This window comes from Acidimicrobiales bacterium (assembly GCA_035630295.1).
Classification (GTDB): Bacteria; Actinomycetota; Acidimicrobiia; order Acidimicrobiales; family Iamiaceae; genus Iamia.
In genome coordinates this window covers 78,547-94,125 of the sequence record DASQKY010000044.1, presented here as the reverse complement: position 1 = coordinate 94,125, position 15,579 = coordinate 78,547, and the positions used below count along the sequence as shown (strand labels likewise).

The following is a 15,579-nucleotide window of genomic DNA, read 5'->3' as shown; positions in this document are numbered from 1 at the left end:
GCCTCGACGCCGACCTTCGACGTGTCCCTCCACCCGAGCCCCCTCGACCGACGTCACGGCGGCAGCCTCCCACGACCCCGGCGTCGGCTCACCTCGAAGCCTCCTGGTCGGATGACCCGCCCTCGGCCTCGACCGATCCCGGCCGCCCCCGATCCCCGGCTGGACGCCGAGGACGAGCCGCCCGGCGGGCCCTGTCCTGTGGCGACCCGGCCGAGCTCTGCCGGTGGTGCGTCAGTCGGCCGGGCGGGCGGGGGCGACGGTGCGGCCCAGGATGCCCAGGGTGGCCCGCAGCGCTCCCTCGGAGATGATGGGGAAGATGCTCGCCTCCCGCCACACCGGGTCGATGTCCGACCAGTCGTAGTAGGAGGTGACCAGGGTCCCGCCCTCGGCCGGCTCCAGCCGGTAGCCGTAGACGTGGCCGATCTGGGGGCGGATGGCGCCCAGGACCTTCCAGGCGATCTCCCGGTCGGGCTCGAAGGCGGTGATGGTGACGGTGACGTCGTAGAGGCCGAGCGGGAAGTCGTTGAGGGCCTCGCGATCCATGTGGACCACGAAGGTGTCGCCCACCGCAGTGACCGCCTCGCCGGTGGCGGCCTGCAGCATCCCCGAGCTGTCGATGGCCACGTGGCCCTGCGGGTCGCACAGCACCCGGAAGATGGCCGGCGGCTCGGCCGCGATCAGCCGCTGCACCTCGATGCGCTCGTCCATGGGGCCATCCTGCCACCCGGTGGCTTCCCCCGGCCCGGGGCGGTGGCAGGGCTCAGGCCTCGATGCGCTCCGGGAGGCCGAAGCGTGAGAACAGCTCGGGGTAGAGGAAGTTGTGGTGGCCGCCGATGCGCCCGTCGGCCACCTCGATCACCTGGATGGCCCAAGGCTCCCAGACCCCGTCGCCCAGGTGGTGGTAGTTGCCGAAGCCGGCGGTGCCGTTGACCGAGACGGGCAGCAGCCGGCCGTCCTTGCACACGATGCCCTCGCCCACGAACCAGGCCACCAGGTCGTCGGGCCCCTGGAGCCAGAGGTCCCACGGGGGCATGGACAACACCACGTCGTCGCGCAGCAGCGCCACCAGGGCGGTCATGTCGTAGCTCTCGAAGGCCTGGACGTAGCGGGCCAGCAGGGCCTGTTGGCCCGGATCGGTCACCGGGTCGAGGGGCCGGTCCCGCACCTCGGCCAGGGTGGACCGGGCCCGCTGGAGGGCGCTGTTCACCGAGGCCACGCTGGTGTCGAGCAGCTCGGCCACGTCCGCCGCCGGCCACTTCAGGACCTCGCAGAGGATCAGGGCCGAGCGCTGGCGGGCCGGGAGGTGCTGGAGGGCCGAGACGAAGGCCAGGCGGATCGACTCGCGGGCCGCGGCCACCTCGGCCGGGTCGCCGCCCAGGTCGATGACCCGCTCGTCGGCGACGGGCTGCACGAAGGCGTGCTCCTCGCGCTGGTCGCCCAGCACCACGTCCGCGGTGCGGGTGGCGGGGCCCATCTCCATGGGCCGGGCCCGGCGCTGCGGACTGCGGATCATGTCCACGCAGACGTTGTTGGCGATGCGGTACATCCACGACCGCAGCGACGAGCGGCCCTCGAAGCCGTCGATGGCCCGCCAGGCCCGGACCATGGTCTCCTGCACGGCGTCCTCGGCCTCGGAGCCGGCGCCCAGCATCCGGTAGCAGTAGCCGGTGAGCTCGCGCCGGTGGGCGTCCAGGGCCCGCTCCAGCTCAGCCGGGGTGAGCGATCCGGGGTGGCCGTCGAAGGAGGCGGGGGACGACATCGCCGCCCATGGTAGAGCCCGGCCGCCGCCCGATCTGGCGGGCGCCCCGACCACCGGGCCCCCCACGACCGCTGCGCCGGCGGTTCGGGGGACGGTCCGGCCTACGCGTCAGGGCCCGTGCAGGTGACCGGCTACGACCTCGATCGCGACGGCAACGGCGTGGCCTGCGAGTAGCGCGCCGTCACATCACCTTGCGAGCATCGGTGACCGTGTAGCGGGTGATCTCCAGGTGGGAGATCTCCAGCTCGGGCACGGCGGTGAAGAACTCGGCCAGGTGGGCCGACGCCGAGTGGGCGTCCAGCGCCTCCTCGGACTCCCACTCCTCGTAGAGGTGGTAGCGGCCCGGCTCGTCCAGGTCCGCGTAGTACCCGTAGGCCAGGTTGCCGGGCTCGGCCCGCGTCTCGGCCACCAGCGCCCTGGTCAGCTCCAGGGCCCGGTCGACCTTCTCCGGGTTGAGGACGATGGTGCCCGACACGACGATCATCGTCCGACAGTACCGGCTGCACGAGACGGGCTCGGTGGCGCCGGATGGGCCCGGCGGTCCGGGCCGCAGGCCGGCTGGCCACACGCCGCTCACCCGTCGGGGAGAAGTTGGTTCACGGACGACGGCTCGGGGAGGCGTGCGGCGGCGGCGGGTCCCGCCGCCGAGCACCCAGGCGTTGACAACACAGCGCCGTGGCCCGGTCACGGGCCCGTCGTCGATGTCCCCTGCCGCCCTGCACCGGCAGACGACCCGGAGGTTGCATGCCCCCCGACCTGATCGTGTTCTCCCACCTGCGCTGGACCGGGGTCTGGCAACGCCCGCAGCACCTGATCTCGCGGCTGGCCGCCGGTCGCCGCACGTGGTTCGTGGAGGAGCCGGAACCGGGCACCGGGTCGGAGCCGAGGCTCCGGACCGAGCGCCACGGGCCCGTGACCCGGGTGTGGATGGAGCTGCCGGAGCTGGAGGCCAGCCGCACGTGGGACCGCGCCCTGGCCGAGGCCCACGCCGAGCCCCTGTGCCGGTTGGTGGGTCCGGGTGACGACCGCTGGGTCTGGCTGCAGACGCCGATGGCCTTCGACATGGTCGCCCCCCTCGAGCCCCGGCGCCTGGTCTACGACGTGATGGACGACCTGGCCGCCTTCGCCGGCGCCCCAGAGGGGCTGGTGCTGCACCAGCGCCGGACCCTGCACGAGGCCGACATCGTCTTCACCGGCGGGCGCTCCCTGCACCGCTCGGTGGTGGCCCACCGCCCGACCGGGACGCACCTCTTCCCCAGCGGGGTCGACCCGGCGCACTACGAGCCGGCCCGCCGCCACCGGCGGCGACGCCACCGGCAGCCGGAGGGCCGCCCGGTGGCCGGCTACGTCGGGGTGATCGACGAGCGGGTCGATCTCGACCTGGTGGCCGGGTTGGCCGACCACCTGCCCGGCTGGGACGTGCAGATGGTCGGCCCGGTGGCCAAGATCGACCCGATGTCCCTGCCCCCGCGCCCCAACGTCGCCTACCCGGGCCAGCAGCCGTACTCGGCGCTGCCCGAGGTGATGGGCGGCTTCGACGTGGCCCTCATGCCCTTCGCCCGCAACGAGGCCACCGCCTCCATCAGCCCCACCAAGACCCTGGAGTACCTGGCCGCCGGCCTGCCGGTGGTCTCCACCAGGGTCCCCGACGTGGTGGCCGACCACTCCAGCGTGGTGTGCCTGCAGGACGACGCCGAGGGCTTCGCCGCCGCCTGCCGCCGGGTGCGGGGCGACGACCTCACCGACCGGGACCGGAAGCTGGCGCCGCTCCTGGCCCGGCAGGACTGGGACCGCATCGCGGAGCGCATGCGGGGGCTGATCGAACGCCTCGACGCGCCAGCCGTCCCGGCCGGGGAGGTGACGGCGTGACCCGCGAGCCCCGCATCGTGATCGTCGGCGCCGGCCCCACCGGCCTGGGCGCCGGCTGGCGGCTGGAGGAGCTGGGCTACGACGACTGGGTGGTCCTGGAGGCCTCCGACCACGTCGGTGGGCTGGCCACGTCGTTCACCGACGACGCCGGCTTCACCTACGACATCGGTGGCCACGTGATGTTCAGCCACTACGACTACTACGACCGGCTGGTCGAGAAGCTCATGGGCGGCGAGTTCACCGAGCTCCAGCGCGAGGCGTGGGTGTGGATGGAGGACCGCTTCATCCCCTACCCGTTCCAGAACAACATCGGTGGCCTGGACCCGGAGACGGTCTTCGCCTGCGTCGACGGGCTGATCGAGGCCCAGCGCGGCTCGCACGAGGTGACCAACTTCCGCCAGTGGGTCGACGCCACCTTCGGCCGCGGCATCGCCGAGCACTTCATGCTGCCCTACAACTTCAAGGTCTGGGCCACCCCGGCGGAGCTGATGAACCACGTCTGGATCGGCGAGCGGGTCTCGGTGGTCGACGTGAGCAGCGTGCTGCGCAACGTCATCCTGGGGGAGCCACAGGTGTCCTGGGGACCCAACAACACGTTCCGCTACCCCATGCGGGGCGGCACCGGCTTCCTCTACGAGGGCATGCGCCGGCAGATCGAGGACCACCTGGAGCTGGAGACCCCTGTGGCCTCGGTCGACCCCGTGGCCAAGGAGGTGCGCACCGCCGACGGGCGGGTGTGGCCCTACGACGTGCTGCTCTCGACCATGCCCCTCAACCGGCTGGTGGAGAGCACCGAGAGCGTGCCCGACCCGGTGCGGGAGGCGGTGGGCGGCCTGCACTGGAGCGGCAGCCACATCGTGGGCGTCGGCCTCGACCGCCCGGCGGGCTCGACCAAGAACTGGATCTACTTCCCCGAGCCCGACGTGCCCTTCTACCGGGTCACCTACCTCTCGAACTACTCGCCCTACATGACCGCCTCCCCGGACCAGACCCTGCTGCTGACCGAGACGTCGCGGTCGCCCCACAAGCCGGAGGACGCGGCCACCATCGTCGAGCGGGTCGTCGACGGCCTGGTCGCCACCGGGCTGATGGACGACGAGGACCGGGGCCGCATCGTCACCACGTGGCTGTGCTCGCCCGACATGAGCTACCCGGTGCCCTCGGTGACCAGGGACGCCTCGCTGGGCGTGATCCAGCCCTGGCTGCGGTCCCAGGACATCTGGTCCCGGGGCCGCTTCGGGGGCTGGCTCTACGAGATCGGCAACATGGACCACTCGGCCATGCAGGGCGTCGAATGGGTCGACCACGTGCTGCACGGCGAGCCCGAGGCCACCTGGATCCCCCGGGGCGAGGGCGACGCCGGGGAGGGCATCCGATGACGACCCCCTCCTCCCCCATCGCCCAGGTCCCCCTCGGCTCCACCGGCCTGGACGTCACCCGGCTGGGGCTGGGGGCCTGGGCCATCGGCGGTGGCGAGTGGCAGGGCGGCTGGGGCCCCCAGGACGACGCCGAGTCCATCGCCGCCATCCACCACGCCGTCGACCGGGGCGTCACCTGGATCGACACCGCCCCGGCCTACGGGTTGGGCCGGGCCGAGGAGGTCGTGGGCCGGGCGGTGGCCGAGCTCCCCCCCGAGGACCGTCCCGCCGTGTTCACCAAGTGCGGGCTGGTGTGGGAGCCGGGCGGCACCACCGTGGCCAACGTGCTGGCCCCCGACTCCATCCGGCGGGAGTGCGAGGACTCGCTGCGCCGCCTGCGGGTCGAGCGCCTCGACCTGCTCCAGGTCCACTGGCCGGGCGAGGACGGCACGCCCCTGGAGGCCTCGTGGGCGACCATGGCCGCCCTGGTCGAGGAGGGCAAGGTCGGGGCCGTCGGGGTCAGCAACTTCGAGGTCGACCTGCTGGAGCGGTGCGAGGCCATCCGCCACGTCGACACCGTGCAGCCCCAGCTCAACGTCCTGGAGCGCCAGGCCGCGGCCGAGGTCCTGCCCTGGTGCGAGGCCCACGGCACCGGCGTCATCGTCTACAGCCCGATGCGCTCGGGCCTCCTCAGCGGGCGCTTCACCGAGGAGCGGGCCCTCTCCCTGCCGGAGGACGACTGGCGGGCCACCCATCCCGACTTCCAGCCCCCGGGCCTGGCCCGCAACCTGGACCTGGTCGAGCGCCTGCGACCGCTGGCCGAGCGGTTGGGAGCCTCGGTGCCGGAGCTGGCCATCGCCTGGACCCTGGCCTGGCCGGCGGTCACCGCCGCCATCGTGGGGGCCCGCTCGGCGGCCCAGGTCGACGGGTGGATCGGCGCCGCGGCCGTGTCCCTGGGCCCCGACGAGCTGGCCGAGATCGAAGCGGCGCTGGTGGCCACCGGGGCCGGGGACGGGCCCCTGCGCCCCGAGCCGGCGGCGGCCGGCACGGCCGGCTGAGCGGTGACGGTCGAGATCTGGGGCGGCTTCGAGTCGACCTATCAGCCCGCCTTCGACCGCGACGTGGTCGAGACCACCCAGCACGACCGGCGCTGGCGCGCCGATCTCGACCTGCTGGAGGGCTGCGGCGTCCACACCCTCCGCTACCCCCTGCGGTGGCATCGCATCGAGCCCGAGCCCGGCCGCTTCGACTGGGCCCACACCGACGCCGTGCTGGGCCACATGCGCGACCGCGGCCTGCGCCCCATCGTGGACCTGCTGCACCACACCAGCCACCCCCGCTGGGTGGGCGACCTGGCCGCCCCGGGCTTCGGCCCTGCCTTCGTGCGCTTCGTGGAGGCGGTGGCCGAGCGCTACCCGTGGCTCCCGGCCTACACCGTGTGCAACGAGCCCTTCACCACCGTCCTGCTGTGCGGCCAGGAAGGCCTGTGGCCCCCGCACCTGCGGGGCGACGAGGGCTTCGTGGCCGTGGCCTCGTCGCTGCTGCCCGCCGTCACCGCCGCCAGCCGGAGCCTGCGCGACGCGCTGCCGGCGGCCCGCCACGTCCACGTGGAGGCGGCCGAGCGCCACACCTGGGACCGGGGCGGCGAGGCCGCGGCCGAGCTGTGCAACGACCGGCGCTTCCTGCTGACCGACCTGCTCGTCGGCCTCCCCGTCGATCGCGACCGCCCCTTCGCCCGCCACCTGGCCGCCCACGGCGGGGCCCACCTCCTCGACGTGGAGCCCGGCTCGGTCGACGTCCTGGGCCTCGACTACTACGCCCACAACCAGTGGCACTGGACGGGCCGGGGCGGGACCAACGTGGCTCCCGCCCCCCCGCCCCTCTCGGACCTGTTCGTCGAGTACTGGGACCGCTACCGGCTGCCCACCGCCCTGGGCGAGACCAACCTGTGCGGGGCGGCGTCGGATCGGGCCAGCTGGCTCCGCTACGCGGTGGAGCAGTGCGAGGTGGCCGTGGGCGCCGGGGTCCCGGTCGAGGGGCTGTGCTGGTTCCCGGTCGTCGACTCGGCCGACTGGGCCTCGCATCTGACCCGCTCGGTGGGCCACATCGACCCGGTGGGGGTCTTCTGGCTGGACGAGCGGTGGGACCGTCGCCCCTCGTCCATGAGCGCGGCCTACGCGCTGGCCGCCGGGGGGGCGCCGTCCTCGGCCCTGCCGGCCTACCGCTTCCGGCCCCCGGCATCGGAGTGGCTGGCCGGCTGGATGCCCCACATGGCCCACTGGCCGTGGCAGGACCCCCCGGCCGACGAGGTGTGCTCCAGCCGCCTGGGGCCCGGAGTGCGGGTCGGGCTGGGCTCCTGAGTCGACCCGGCGGTCAGCCGGCGCGGTGTCGGAGCTCGGCGGTCAACGGGTCATGCGATCGGTCGGGCCCGGAGCCGATCAGCCCGGCGAGCGCCGGCGGGCCAGCAGCGTGAGCCCGAGCCCCACCGAGGCGACGACGATGCCGGCCAGGAGCACCTGTCCCATCAGGGTCGCCCCCGTCCGGGGCAGAGCGCCGCCACCTCCGGCGCGGGGCGACGTGGTCCGCTCCGAGCCCGGTGGCCGCGTGATGCCGTCGGCGTCCACCGAGGGGGAAGGGGAGGCCGTCGCCGTCGCCGTGGCGGTCGGATCGGGGGTCGGGGTGCCGGACGGGTCGGGCGTGACCGTCGGGGTCACGGTCGGGGTCACGGTCGGGGTCACGGTGGGCGTGGGCGTCACCGTGGGCGTCGGCGTCGGGGTGGGGTCGACGGCACCGGTGATCCCGGCGTCGTGCACCGTGGTGGAGATGACGTTGGGGGCGATGGTGAACACGTCGGTGAACCCCGTGTCGGACCCCGTGGGGTTGATGTCGGAGTCGAGCTGGTTGTCGCCCCCGGCCTGGTCCTTGGGCGAGAAGTCGTTGGTCCCCCCCGACAACAGCACCCGCACCCGGTAGTCACCCGGCACCGGCGCCACCACCGTGTAGTTCCCGCTCCCGTTCGTCACCGCCTGGTCGATCAACTGCGTCTTGGCCGCGTTCCAGAGCTGCACCGTCACCCCCGCCAGGCCCGGCTCGCCGCCGTCCTGGCGGCCGTCGTCGTCGAGGTCGTGCCAGACGAAGTTGCCGATGTTGATGGGCGTCGGGGTCCGCGTCGGCGTGGGCGTGACGAAGCGACGGATCCCGGCGTCGATCGAGGTGATGGAGATGACGTTGGGGGCCAGGTTGAAGATGTCGGTGAACCCGGTGCTGGTCCCGGTCGGGTTCACGTCGGAGTCCAGCAGGTTGTCGCCCCCGGCCTGGTCCTTGGGCGAGAACTGGTCCCCGGCGGCCGGCAGCAGCACCCGCACCCGGTAGTCACCCGACACTGGCGCCACCACCGTGTAGTTCCCGCTCCCGTTCGTCACCGCCTGGTCGATCAACTGCGTCTTGGCCGCGTTCCAGAGCTGCACCGTCACCCCCGCCAACCCCGGCTCGCCGCCGTCCTGGCGACCGTCACCGTCGACGTCGTCCCAGACGAAGTTCCCGACGTTGATCGGCGTGGGCGTCCGGGTCGGCGTGGGCGTGACGAAGCGACGGATGCCGGCGTCGTGCACCGTGGTGGAGATGACGTTGGAGGCGATGGTGAACACGTCGGTGAACCCCGTGTCGCCCCCCGTCGGGTTGATGTCGGAGTCGAGCTGGTTGTCGCCCCCGGCCTGGTCCTTGGGCGAGAACTGGTCGCCGGCGGCCGGCAGCAGCACCCGGAGCCGGTAGTCGCCCGGCGCCGGCGCCACCACCGTGTAGTTCCCGCTCCCGTTCGTCACCGCCTGGTCGATCAACTGCGTCTTGGCCGCGTTCCAGAGCTGCACCGTCACCCCCGCCAACCCCAGCTCACCGCTGTCCTGGCGACCGTCACCGTCCAGGTCGTCCCACACGAAGTTCCCGATGTTGACCGGCGTCGGGGTGCGCGTCGGCGTGGCGTCGGCCCGGGGCTCCCCGGCGCGGGGCTCCCCGGCCTGGGGCTCCCCGGCGCTGGTGGTGTCGACGGTCTCCCCGTCGCCCTCCTCGGCGTAGAACGTGACGCCCTCGTCCTCCGGGCGGCCCCCGCCGTCGGCCGCCACCTCGACCACGTCCTGGCCGGGCCCGGTCGAGCGGCTCAGCCCGGTGACGTAGAGCGAGAAGCCCAGGACGACCACCAGGACCAGGCACAGGTTGGCGATCTTGGCTTTCATCCTGTGGCGCCCGTTCCAAGCAGGGGAGATCGAGTGGGCGGAAGCATAGTTGCGGTGCCCGCCCGGAGGGTCACCCCCGGGGCGGGCGGTCGTCGCCCGGGGGTCCGGCCCCGGCCGGAGCCCACCGCTACTGTCGCCGGCCATGGTCCTGAGCGCGGCGCTGGTCCTGGCCATCGCGGCGATCGGCGTCGGGCTCACCACGTGGACCGGGGTCCGGCTCCGCCTGGAGGAGCGCCTCCCCATCGGCATCGTGGTCGGGGCCGTGACCGTGTCGGCCGGGTCCTTCGTCGGGTTCGAGGCGTTCGGCATGGGCTGGGCCGCGCTGGCCTGCGGGCTCGTCCTCCCCGGGGCTCCGGCGGTCGCCGGCGGGCTCCGGCACCGGGGGGTGCTGCGGGGCGAGGCACGACGGGCCGGAGCCCGCCTGCGCCTGCCGTGGCGTCGCCCGGCCAGCCTGCGCCCGCTGGCCGTGCTCACCCTCGTCACCGGGGCGGTGTCCACCCGGATCCTGGCGCTGGCCTACCAGACCGACGGCGAGGGCATCCGGGCCGGCAGCCTGGCCACCTGGGCGGACTGGGCCGCCCACCTGGCCTACGCCGGCTCCTTCGCCTACGGCGACAACCGGGTCCTGGAGCTCCCCCTGTCGGCCGGGGAGCCGCTGCGCTACCACGTCCTGGCCAACTACTTCGGGTCCCTCTTCACCGTGACCGGCCTGGAGCTCCCCCAGGCCCTGGTCTGGTCGGCCTGGCTCCTGGCCGCCTCCCTCCCGCCGCTGATGTTCGCGTTCGTGCTGCGCCTCACCGGCTCGCGCCTGACCTCGGGGCTGACCGTGGTGCTCTTCACCCTCACCGGCGGGGTGGGCGCCTGGTACTTCGCCCAGGACGTCCGCCAGAGCGGGTGGCGCACGCTCACCGCGCTCCCGCAGACCTACGCCCGCATGCCCGAGCAGCACCTGTGGGTCGACAACACCATCTCCGCCTCGCTCTACGCCCAGCGCTCGACCCTGCTGGGCGTGGTCACCGGCCTGGCCGCCGGCACCCTCCTGCTGGCGGCCCGGCCCGCCTGGGTGCGCAGCGGCTTCGTGGCCGCCGGCCTGCTGGTGGGCACCACCGGCATCTCGCACGTCCACATGCTCTTCAGCGCCCTGGCCCTGGGCGGGCTGGCCCTGGTGGTCGACCGGCGGGCCACCTGGTGGTGGTTCCTGGGGCCGGCGATGGCCGTGGGCCTGCCCCTGGCCCTGGCCATCCGGCCGCCGACGAGCCGGCTGCGGTGGCTGCCGGGATGGATGGCGGCCCAGTCGGGCCAGTCCTGGCCGTGGTTCTGGGTCCGCAACGTCGGGCTGCTCCTCCCCCTCGTCCTGGCCGTCGCCCTGTTGGGCGGGGTGCCACGCCGGCTGCGGCGGCTGAGCGCCCCGCTGTGGCTGTGGTTCGTGGTGCCGAACCTGGTGGCCTTCCACCCGTCGGAGTGGAACAACACCAAGTTCTTCCTGTTCTGGCAGTTCGGGGCCTGCGTGGTCGTCGCCGCGCTGCTCACCCGGGCCGTGCGGGGGCCGATCCGGCACCGCCACCCCGCCGTCCGGGGCGCGGCGGCGGTCGCCGCCGCCGTGGCCCTCGTGGCGCTCACCTCCGCCGGGGCGCTCGACACGCTGCGGGCCATGCAGCGCTCCAGCGCCATCCCCTGGGTCGACGCCGACGACGTGGCCGCCGCGCACTGGCTGCGGGCCACCGCGGAGCCCGGCGACACCCTGGTCTACGGGGCCAGCAACACCTCGGCGGTGGCGGCCCTGAGCGGTGTCCCGGCCCTCACCGGCTACCCGGGCTGGACCGACGACCTGGGGCTGCCCGACTGGCGGGAACGGCTGGCGGCCACCCGGACGATCCTCTCGGGGAGCGCCGGCGTGGACGCCCTCCTGACCCGCTACAGCGTCGACTACGTGGCCATCGGGCCGCGGGAGCGCTTCGAGCACGGGGCGTCCGACGCCTACTGGCGGGGCCGCGGCGACCCCGTGTTCTCCGGCGGCGACTACCAGATCTACGAGGTGTAGGCCGTGGCCGCCGCCGGCCGGGGCCCGGCCCGCCGCCGGGCCCTGTGGTGGGCCGCGGTGCTGGCCTGCGCCGCCGTCGGCCTGCTCCTGCGCACCTGGAACCTGGACCACGACCAGCGCCAGCACCTCCACCCCGACGAGCGCCACTGGTCCCTCACCTCCTCGGCCCTGGCCCAGGCCCCCCCGCCGGCACCCCACGGCACGGTGGCCGGTCCGGTCCTGGACTGGCTCGACGGCCAGCGGTCACCGGCCAACGCCTACCGGGGGGCCGACACCTTCGTCTACGGGCCGGCCACCCTGGCCGTCTCCCGGGGCGTCGCCGGGTGGCTGCACGACGGCGTGGAGGGCGGCGACCAACCGGCGGCGCTGGTGGCCGGGGCGGTCGACACGGCCGGGGTGCCCCTCATCGACGAGGACGGCCACGCCCGCTTCGACGACGCCTACGAGGTCGACCTCGTGGGCCGCCTCCTCGGTGCCCTGGCCGATGCCGCCACCGTCGTGGTCGTCGGCCTCATCGGCCGGCGCCTGCGCGACCCGTGGGTCGGGGTGGCGGCCGCCTTCCTGGCCGCGGTCTCGGTCCTCGGCATCCAGCACGCCCACTTCCTGGGCTCCGAACCGGTGCTGGGGCTGGCCGCGGCCCTGGCCGTGCTGGCCACCCTCGGCCTCGACCGGGGGCCACGGGCCGGGCCGGCGGCCCGCACGGGGCTGGTCGCCGGCCTGGCCGCCGGTGCCGCCCTGGCGGCCAAGCTGACCGCCGCCCCGCTGGTGCTGGTGCCGCTGGTGGCCTGCGGCTGGCTCGCCGCCACCCGCCGCCGGCGGGCCGACTGGATCCGCCTCGGGGCCGTGGTGGTGGGGGCGGGGGTGGCCTTCCGGGTGCTCTACCCCTCGGCCTTCGACGGGCTGGGCCTCGGCCTCTCCGACCAGTTCTGGGCCGACCTGCGCCGGACCCGGGAGGTGAACGCCCTCGACCTGCCGCCGGCCCTGCAGTGGGCCGGTCGCACCCCGGTCCTCGACGCCCTCCGCCAGCTGGTGACCTTCACCGTCGGGCCCGGCACCTTCGCCGCCGCCGCCCTGGGGGCCGCCCTCCTCGTCCGCCGGCGGGCCGCCGTGGGCCGGTGGCCCAGCGCCGTGGTGGTGGCCGCCTGGCTGGTGCCCCTGGCCCTGGTCCTGCGCCAGAGCGTCACCACGGGCCGGTACTTCGTGCCCATGCTGCCCGCCCTCCACGTCTGCGGCGGGTACGGGCTGGTGGCCCTGGCCCGGGCGGCGCGCCAGCGCGAGCCCCGCGTGGCCCGGGCCGCGGCGGCCGGGGCGGCGGCCGTGGTCGGGCTCTCCCTGCTGTGGGGGGTGGCGTTCGTGGCTGGCGTCCACGGCCAGGAGCACACCCGCGTCACCGCCTCGCGCTGGATGGCCCAGAACGTCGAGCCCGGTGCCGTGGTCTCGGTGGAGGCGTGGGACGACGGGCTCCCGCTGGCCGTGGCCCCGGCCGAGCCCACGGCGTACGAGTACGAGCAGCTCGACCTGTTCGGGGTCGACACCGTCGACAAGGTCGAGCGCCTGGCCGAGCAGCTCGGCCGCATCGACTACGTGGTCGAGTCCTCGCCCCGGGTGTGGGGGACCGTGACCCGCATCCCGGCCCGGTACCCCTCGACCATCCGGTTCTTCGAGGAGCTCGACACCGGGAGGCTGGGCTTCGAGCGGGTCGCCACCTTCACCAGCCCGCCGAGGCTGGGGCCGTGGCAGCTCGACGAGTCGGGGGCCGAGGAGGCCTACTCCGTCTACGACCACCCGGAGGTGCGGATCTGGCGGCGGGTGCGGGACGTGCCGCCGGAGGGCCTGCTGGCCCGCCTCGACCCGGTGGCGGCGGCCACCGCGGTGGCCGTGCACCCCGACCACGGCTCGGCCAACGGCGCCATGCTCCACGCCGGCGAGCGGGCCGCCAACGCCAGGATCGGCACGTTCGACGACGACTTCGACACCGACGGGAACCCCCTGGTCCACGCCCTGGGCTGGTTCGCCCTGCTGGAGCTGCTCGGCCTGGCCACCTTCGTGGTGCTGGCCCCGGCCCTGCGCGCCCTGCCCGACGCCGGGCTGGGGATGGCCAAGGTCGTCGGCCTGGTGGTCACCGGCTTCGCCGTCTTCGCCGCCGTCACCTGGGCCGGCGTGCCCCTGACCCGCGGGGTGGTGGTGGCCTGCGGGGCGGCCTGGGTCGGGCTCGGGGCGTGGTGCGCCCACCGGCGCCGGGCCCTGCTGGCCGAGCTGTGGGCGGAGCGCCGCCGGGCCCTGGTGCAGGCCGAGGTGGTCGCCGCCGCCGCCTTCGTGGCCCTGCTCCTGCTGCGCGCCGCCAACCCGGACCTGTGGCACCTCTTCCGCGGCGGCGAGAAGCCGTTCGAGCTGGCCATGCTCACCTCGGTCCTGCGGACCCGGACCCTGCCGCCCTACGACGCCTGGTACGCCGGCGGCACGCTCAACTACTACTACGGCGGCTACCTGCTCCTGTCGGTGCCGGCCCGCATCCTGCGGACGTCGCCGGCCCTGACCATGAACCTGGCCCTGGGGGCCATCGGCAGCATGGTGGGCGGCGCCGCCTACTCGGCCGGGTGCGCACTCGCCGCCCTGCGCCCCGGCCGCCGCCCCGACCGCCGAACCGGTCGGTCGGCCGACCGACCGGCGGCCCCCACGGGAGCGATCCGCCGGGCCGGGCTCGTCGCCGCCGGCTTCGTGCTGCTCCTGCCCAACGCGGCCATCGTCCCCTCGATCCTGGGGCGGATCGTCGGCTCGGAGCGCGGCGAGCTCGACTGGTGGGGCCTGAGCCGGACCATCCCGGGGTCGCCGGCCGTCACCGAGTTCCCGCTCTGGTCGCTCCTCTTCGGCGACGTGCACCCCCACGTGATGGACCTGCCCGTCCTCCTGGCCGTGGTCACCTCGGCCCTGGCCTGGAACCGGTCGCTGGTGGTGGCCGCCCGTTGGCGGGAACCGGCCACCCTGGCCGTCCTCACCGGCCTCCTGGCGGGGGCGGCCCGCGCCGTCAACACCTGGGACCTGCCCCTCGCCCTGCTGCTGGTGGCGCTGGCCCCGGCCGGGGCGACGCTGGCCGGCGCGCCGTGGCGCCGCTGCGGGGCGACGGCCCTGGCCGCCCTGGCTGTGGTGTTCGTGGCCTGGGCCCCGTACGCCTGGCGCACCGAGGTCACCGACGCCGGGGTCGAGGCCGCGTCGATGCACACCCCGTTCACCAGCTGGCTGGCCCACTTCGGCTTCCTGGCCCTGGGCACCGTCGTGGTGCTGGCCGCGGCCGCGGTCCGGGCCCCCCGCCGGGCGGCCCTCGGCGCCGGGGCGGCGGCCGCCGCGGTGGTGGTGCTGGTCGTCTCCCGCCTGGCGCCGGAGCGGACCACCCTGGCCATCTCGGCGGTGCTGGCCCTGGGCTGCGCCGCCGTCGCCTGGCGGGCCCGCCGCACCGCTGCCCCGGTGGGCAGCACCGGGCTGGCGCCGTCGTTGCTGCTGGCCCTGGGCTGGGCCATGGTGGCCGGCATCGAGCAGTTCAGCGTGGTCAACGACTTCGACCGCATGAACACGGTGTTCAAGGGCTGGTACCAGGCCTGGCTGCTGCTGGCCCTGGGGTCGGCCGTCGCCCTGAGCGCCCTGGCCGCGCCGCCGGTGCGCCTGCTCGGTCGGCTCCGGGGCCAGCCGCCGGCCGCACGAGCCACCGGCCTGGCCGCCCGGGCGGTGCTGGTGGGGGCCGTGCTGATGCTGACGGCTTTCGTCCAGTTGGCGGTGCCGGTCCGCCTCGGCGACCGCACCAGCAGCGGCGGCCTCTCCCTCGACGGGTTGGCCTACCTGGACTCCGGCCTCACCGTCACCGCCGGCGCGGCCTCGTTCGACCCCGGTGAGGACCGCCCCCTCATCGCCTGGCTGCAGGGCAACGTGCGGGGCACGCCGACGGTGGCCGAGATGCCGGGCGAGGACTACTCCTGGACCGGGCGGGTGGCGGTGCACACCGGGCTGCCGAGCGTCATCGTCTGGCCGTACCACCAGAGCCAGCAGCGCCGGTCCTACGAGCCCTCGGTCTACAACCGGGTGGCCGACGTGTCCTCCCTCTACGAGAGCGGCGACGGCCGGGTCATCACGTCGGTGCTGCAGCGCTACTCGGTGGGCTACGTCGTGTTCGGCACCACGGAGGCGGCGGCGGCCACCCCCCGGAGCCGCCGGGCCCTGCTCACCGCTCCGTGCCTGACCGTCGTGTTCCGGGACGGCCCGTCCTTCGTCGCCGCCGTCGACCAGCCCTGCCTGGCCGGCCAGCCCGGCGGCCTGCCGGTGGCGCCGCGGTGA

The 15,579-nt window shown here is 74.8% G+C and carries 10 protein-coding genes; 6 read left to right on the top strand and 4 right to left on the bottom strand.

The features are described 5' to 3' along the window. Window positions 1-231: 231 nt before the first annotated feature. The 3 genes from VEW93_13135 to VEW93_13125 all read right to left on the bottom strand — a co-directional run bounded on the left by VEW93_13135 (window position 232) and on the right by VEW93_13125 (window position 2,243). Window positions 232-708 (bottom strand): hypothetical protein, encoded by a 477-nt coding sequence (locus tag VEW93_13135; GenBank protein ID HYI62736.1) that lies wholly within the window; start codon window positions 706-708, stop codon window positions 232-234. Window positions 709-760: 52 nt separating this feature from the next. Beyond that, the gene (locus VEW93_13130) at window positions 761-1,759 is read right to left on the bottom strand and encodes a sigma-70 family RNA polymerase sigma factor (protein HYI62735.1); all 999 of its coding nucleotides are present in this window, start codon (window positions 1,757-1,759) and stop codon (window positions 761-763) included. 181 nt (window positions 1,760-1,940) lie between these two features. After that, entirely contained in the window at window positions 1,941-2,243 is a 303-nt protein-coding gene (locus VEW93_13125) for a putative quinol monooxygenase (GenBank protein HYI62734.1), read from the bottom strand. Window positions 2,244-2,503: 260 nt separating this feature from the next. Here VEW93_13125 and VEW93_13120 point away from each other — a divergent pair, with 260 nt between their 5' ends. Genes VEW93_13120 through VEW93_13105 form a run of 4 tightly spaced genes read left to right on the top strand, consistent with a single transcriptional unit; the run spans window position 2,504 to window position 7,346 of the window. After that, entirely contained in the window at window positions 2,504-3,628 is a 1,125-nt protein-coding gene (locus VEW93_13120; protein ID HYI62733.1) for a glycosyltransferase, read from the top strand. Further along, on the top strand, window positions 3,625-5,007 hold the full coding sequence (locus tag VEW93_13115) for an FAD-dependent oxidoreductase (GenBank protein ID HYI62732.1): 1,383 nt from the start codon (window positions 3,625-3,627) through the stop codon (window positions 5,005-5,007). The genes VEW93_13120 and VEW93_13115 overlap by 4 nt, the downstream gene beginning before the upstream one ends. Next, window positions 5,004-6,044 (top strand): aldo/keto reductase, encoded by a 1,041-nt coding sequence (locus tag VEW93_13110; GenBank protein HYI62731.1) that lies wholly within the window; start codon window positions 5,004-5,006, stop codon window positions 6,042-6,044. The genes VEW93_13115 and VEW93_13110 overlap by 4 nt, the downstream gene beginning before the upstream one ends. Window positions 6,045-6,047: 3 nt before the next feature. After that, window positions 6,048-7,346 (top strand): family 1 glycosylhydrolase, encoded by a 1,299-nt coding sequence (locus VEW93_13105; GenBank protein ID HYI62730.1) that lies wholly within the window; start codon window positions 6,048-6,050, stop codon window positions 7,344-7,346. Between the two features lie 78 nt (window positions 7,347-7,424). Here the strand turns inward: VEW93_13105 and VEW93_13100 are convergent, their stop codons facing one another. Further along, complete coding sequence (locus VEW93_13100) at window positions 7,425-9,215, bottom strand: SdrD B-like domain-containing protein (GenBank protein HYI62729.1); 1,791 nt, start codon at window positions 9,213-9,215, stop codon at window positions 7,425-7,427. A 142-nt stretch (window positions 9,216-9,357) separates the two neighbouring features. On the opposite strand from VEW93_13100, the gene VEW93_13095 reads away from it, so the two are divergent. Together VEW93_13095 and VEW93_13090 are read left to right on the top strand one after the other, a co-directional pair. Next, the gene (locus VEW93_13095) at window positions 9,358-11,256 is read left to right on the top strand and encodes a hypothetical protein (protein ID HYI62728.1); all 1,899 of its coding nucleotides are present in this window, start codon (window positions 9,358-9,360) and stop codon (window positions 11,254-11,256) included. Between the two features lie 3 nt (window positions 11,257-11,259). Beyond that, complete coding sequence (locus tag VEW93_13090) at window positions 11,260-15,579, top strand: DUF2298 domain-containing protein (GenBank protein ID HYI62727.1); 4,320 nt, start codon at window positions 11,260-11,262, stop codon at window positions 15,577-15,579.

What these genes read in the sequence shown, in the direction of transcription:
- VEW93_13095 (HYI62728.1), top strand. Translation starts at nt 9,358, where the DNA reads ATGGTCCTGAGCGCGGCGCTGGTCCTGGCCATCGCGGCGATCGGCGTC.
- VEW93_13125 (HYI62734.1), bottom strand. Translation starts at nt 2,243, where the DNA reads ATGATCGTCGTGTCGGGCACCATCGTCCTCAACCCGGAGAAGGTCGAC.
- VEW93_13130 (HYI62735.1), bottom strand. Translation starts at nt 1,759, where the DNA reads ATGTCGTCCCCCGCCTCCTTCGACGGCCACCCCGGATCGCTCACCCCG.
- VEW93_13100 (HYI62729.1), bottom strand. Translation starts at nt 9,215, where the DNA reads ATGAAAGCCAAGATCGCCAACCTGTGCCTGGTCCTGGTGGTCGTCCTG.
- VEW93_13120 (HYI62733.1), top strand. Translation starts at nt 2,504, where the DNA reads ATGCCCCCCGACCTGATCGTGTTCTCCCACCTGCGCTGGACCGGGGTC.
- VEW93_13135 (HYI62736.1), bottom strand. Translation starts at nt 708, where the DNA reads ATGGACGAGCGCATCGAGGTGCAGCGGCTGATCGCGGCCGAGCCGCCG.
- VEW93_13110 (HYI62731.1), top strand. Translation starts at nt 5,004, where the DNA reads ATGACGACCCCCTCCTCCCCCATCGCCCAGGTCCCCCTCGGCTCCACC.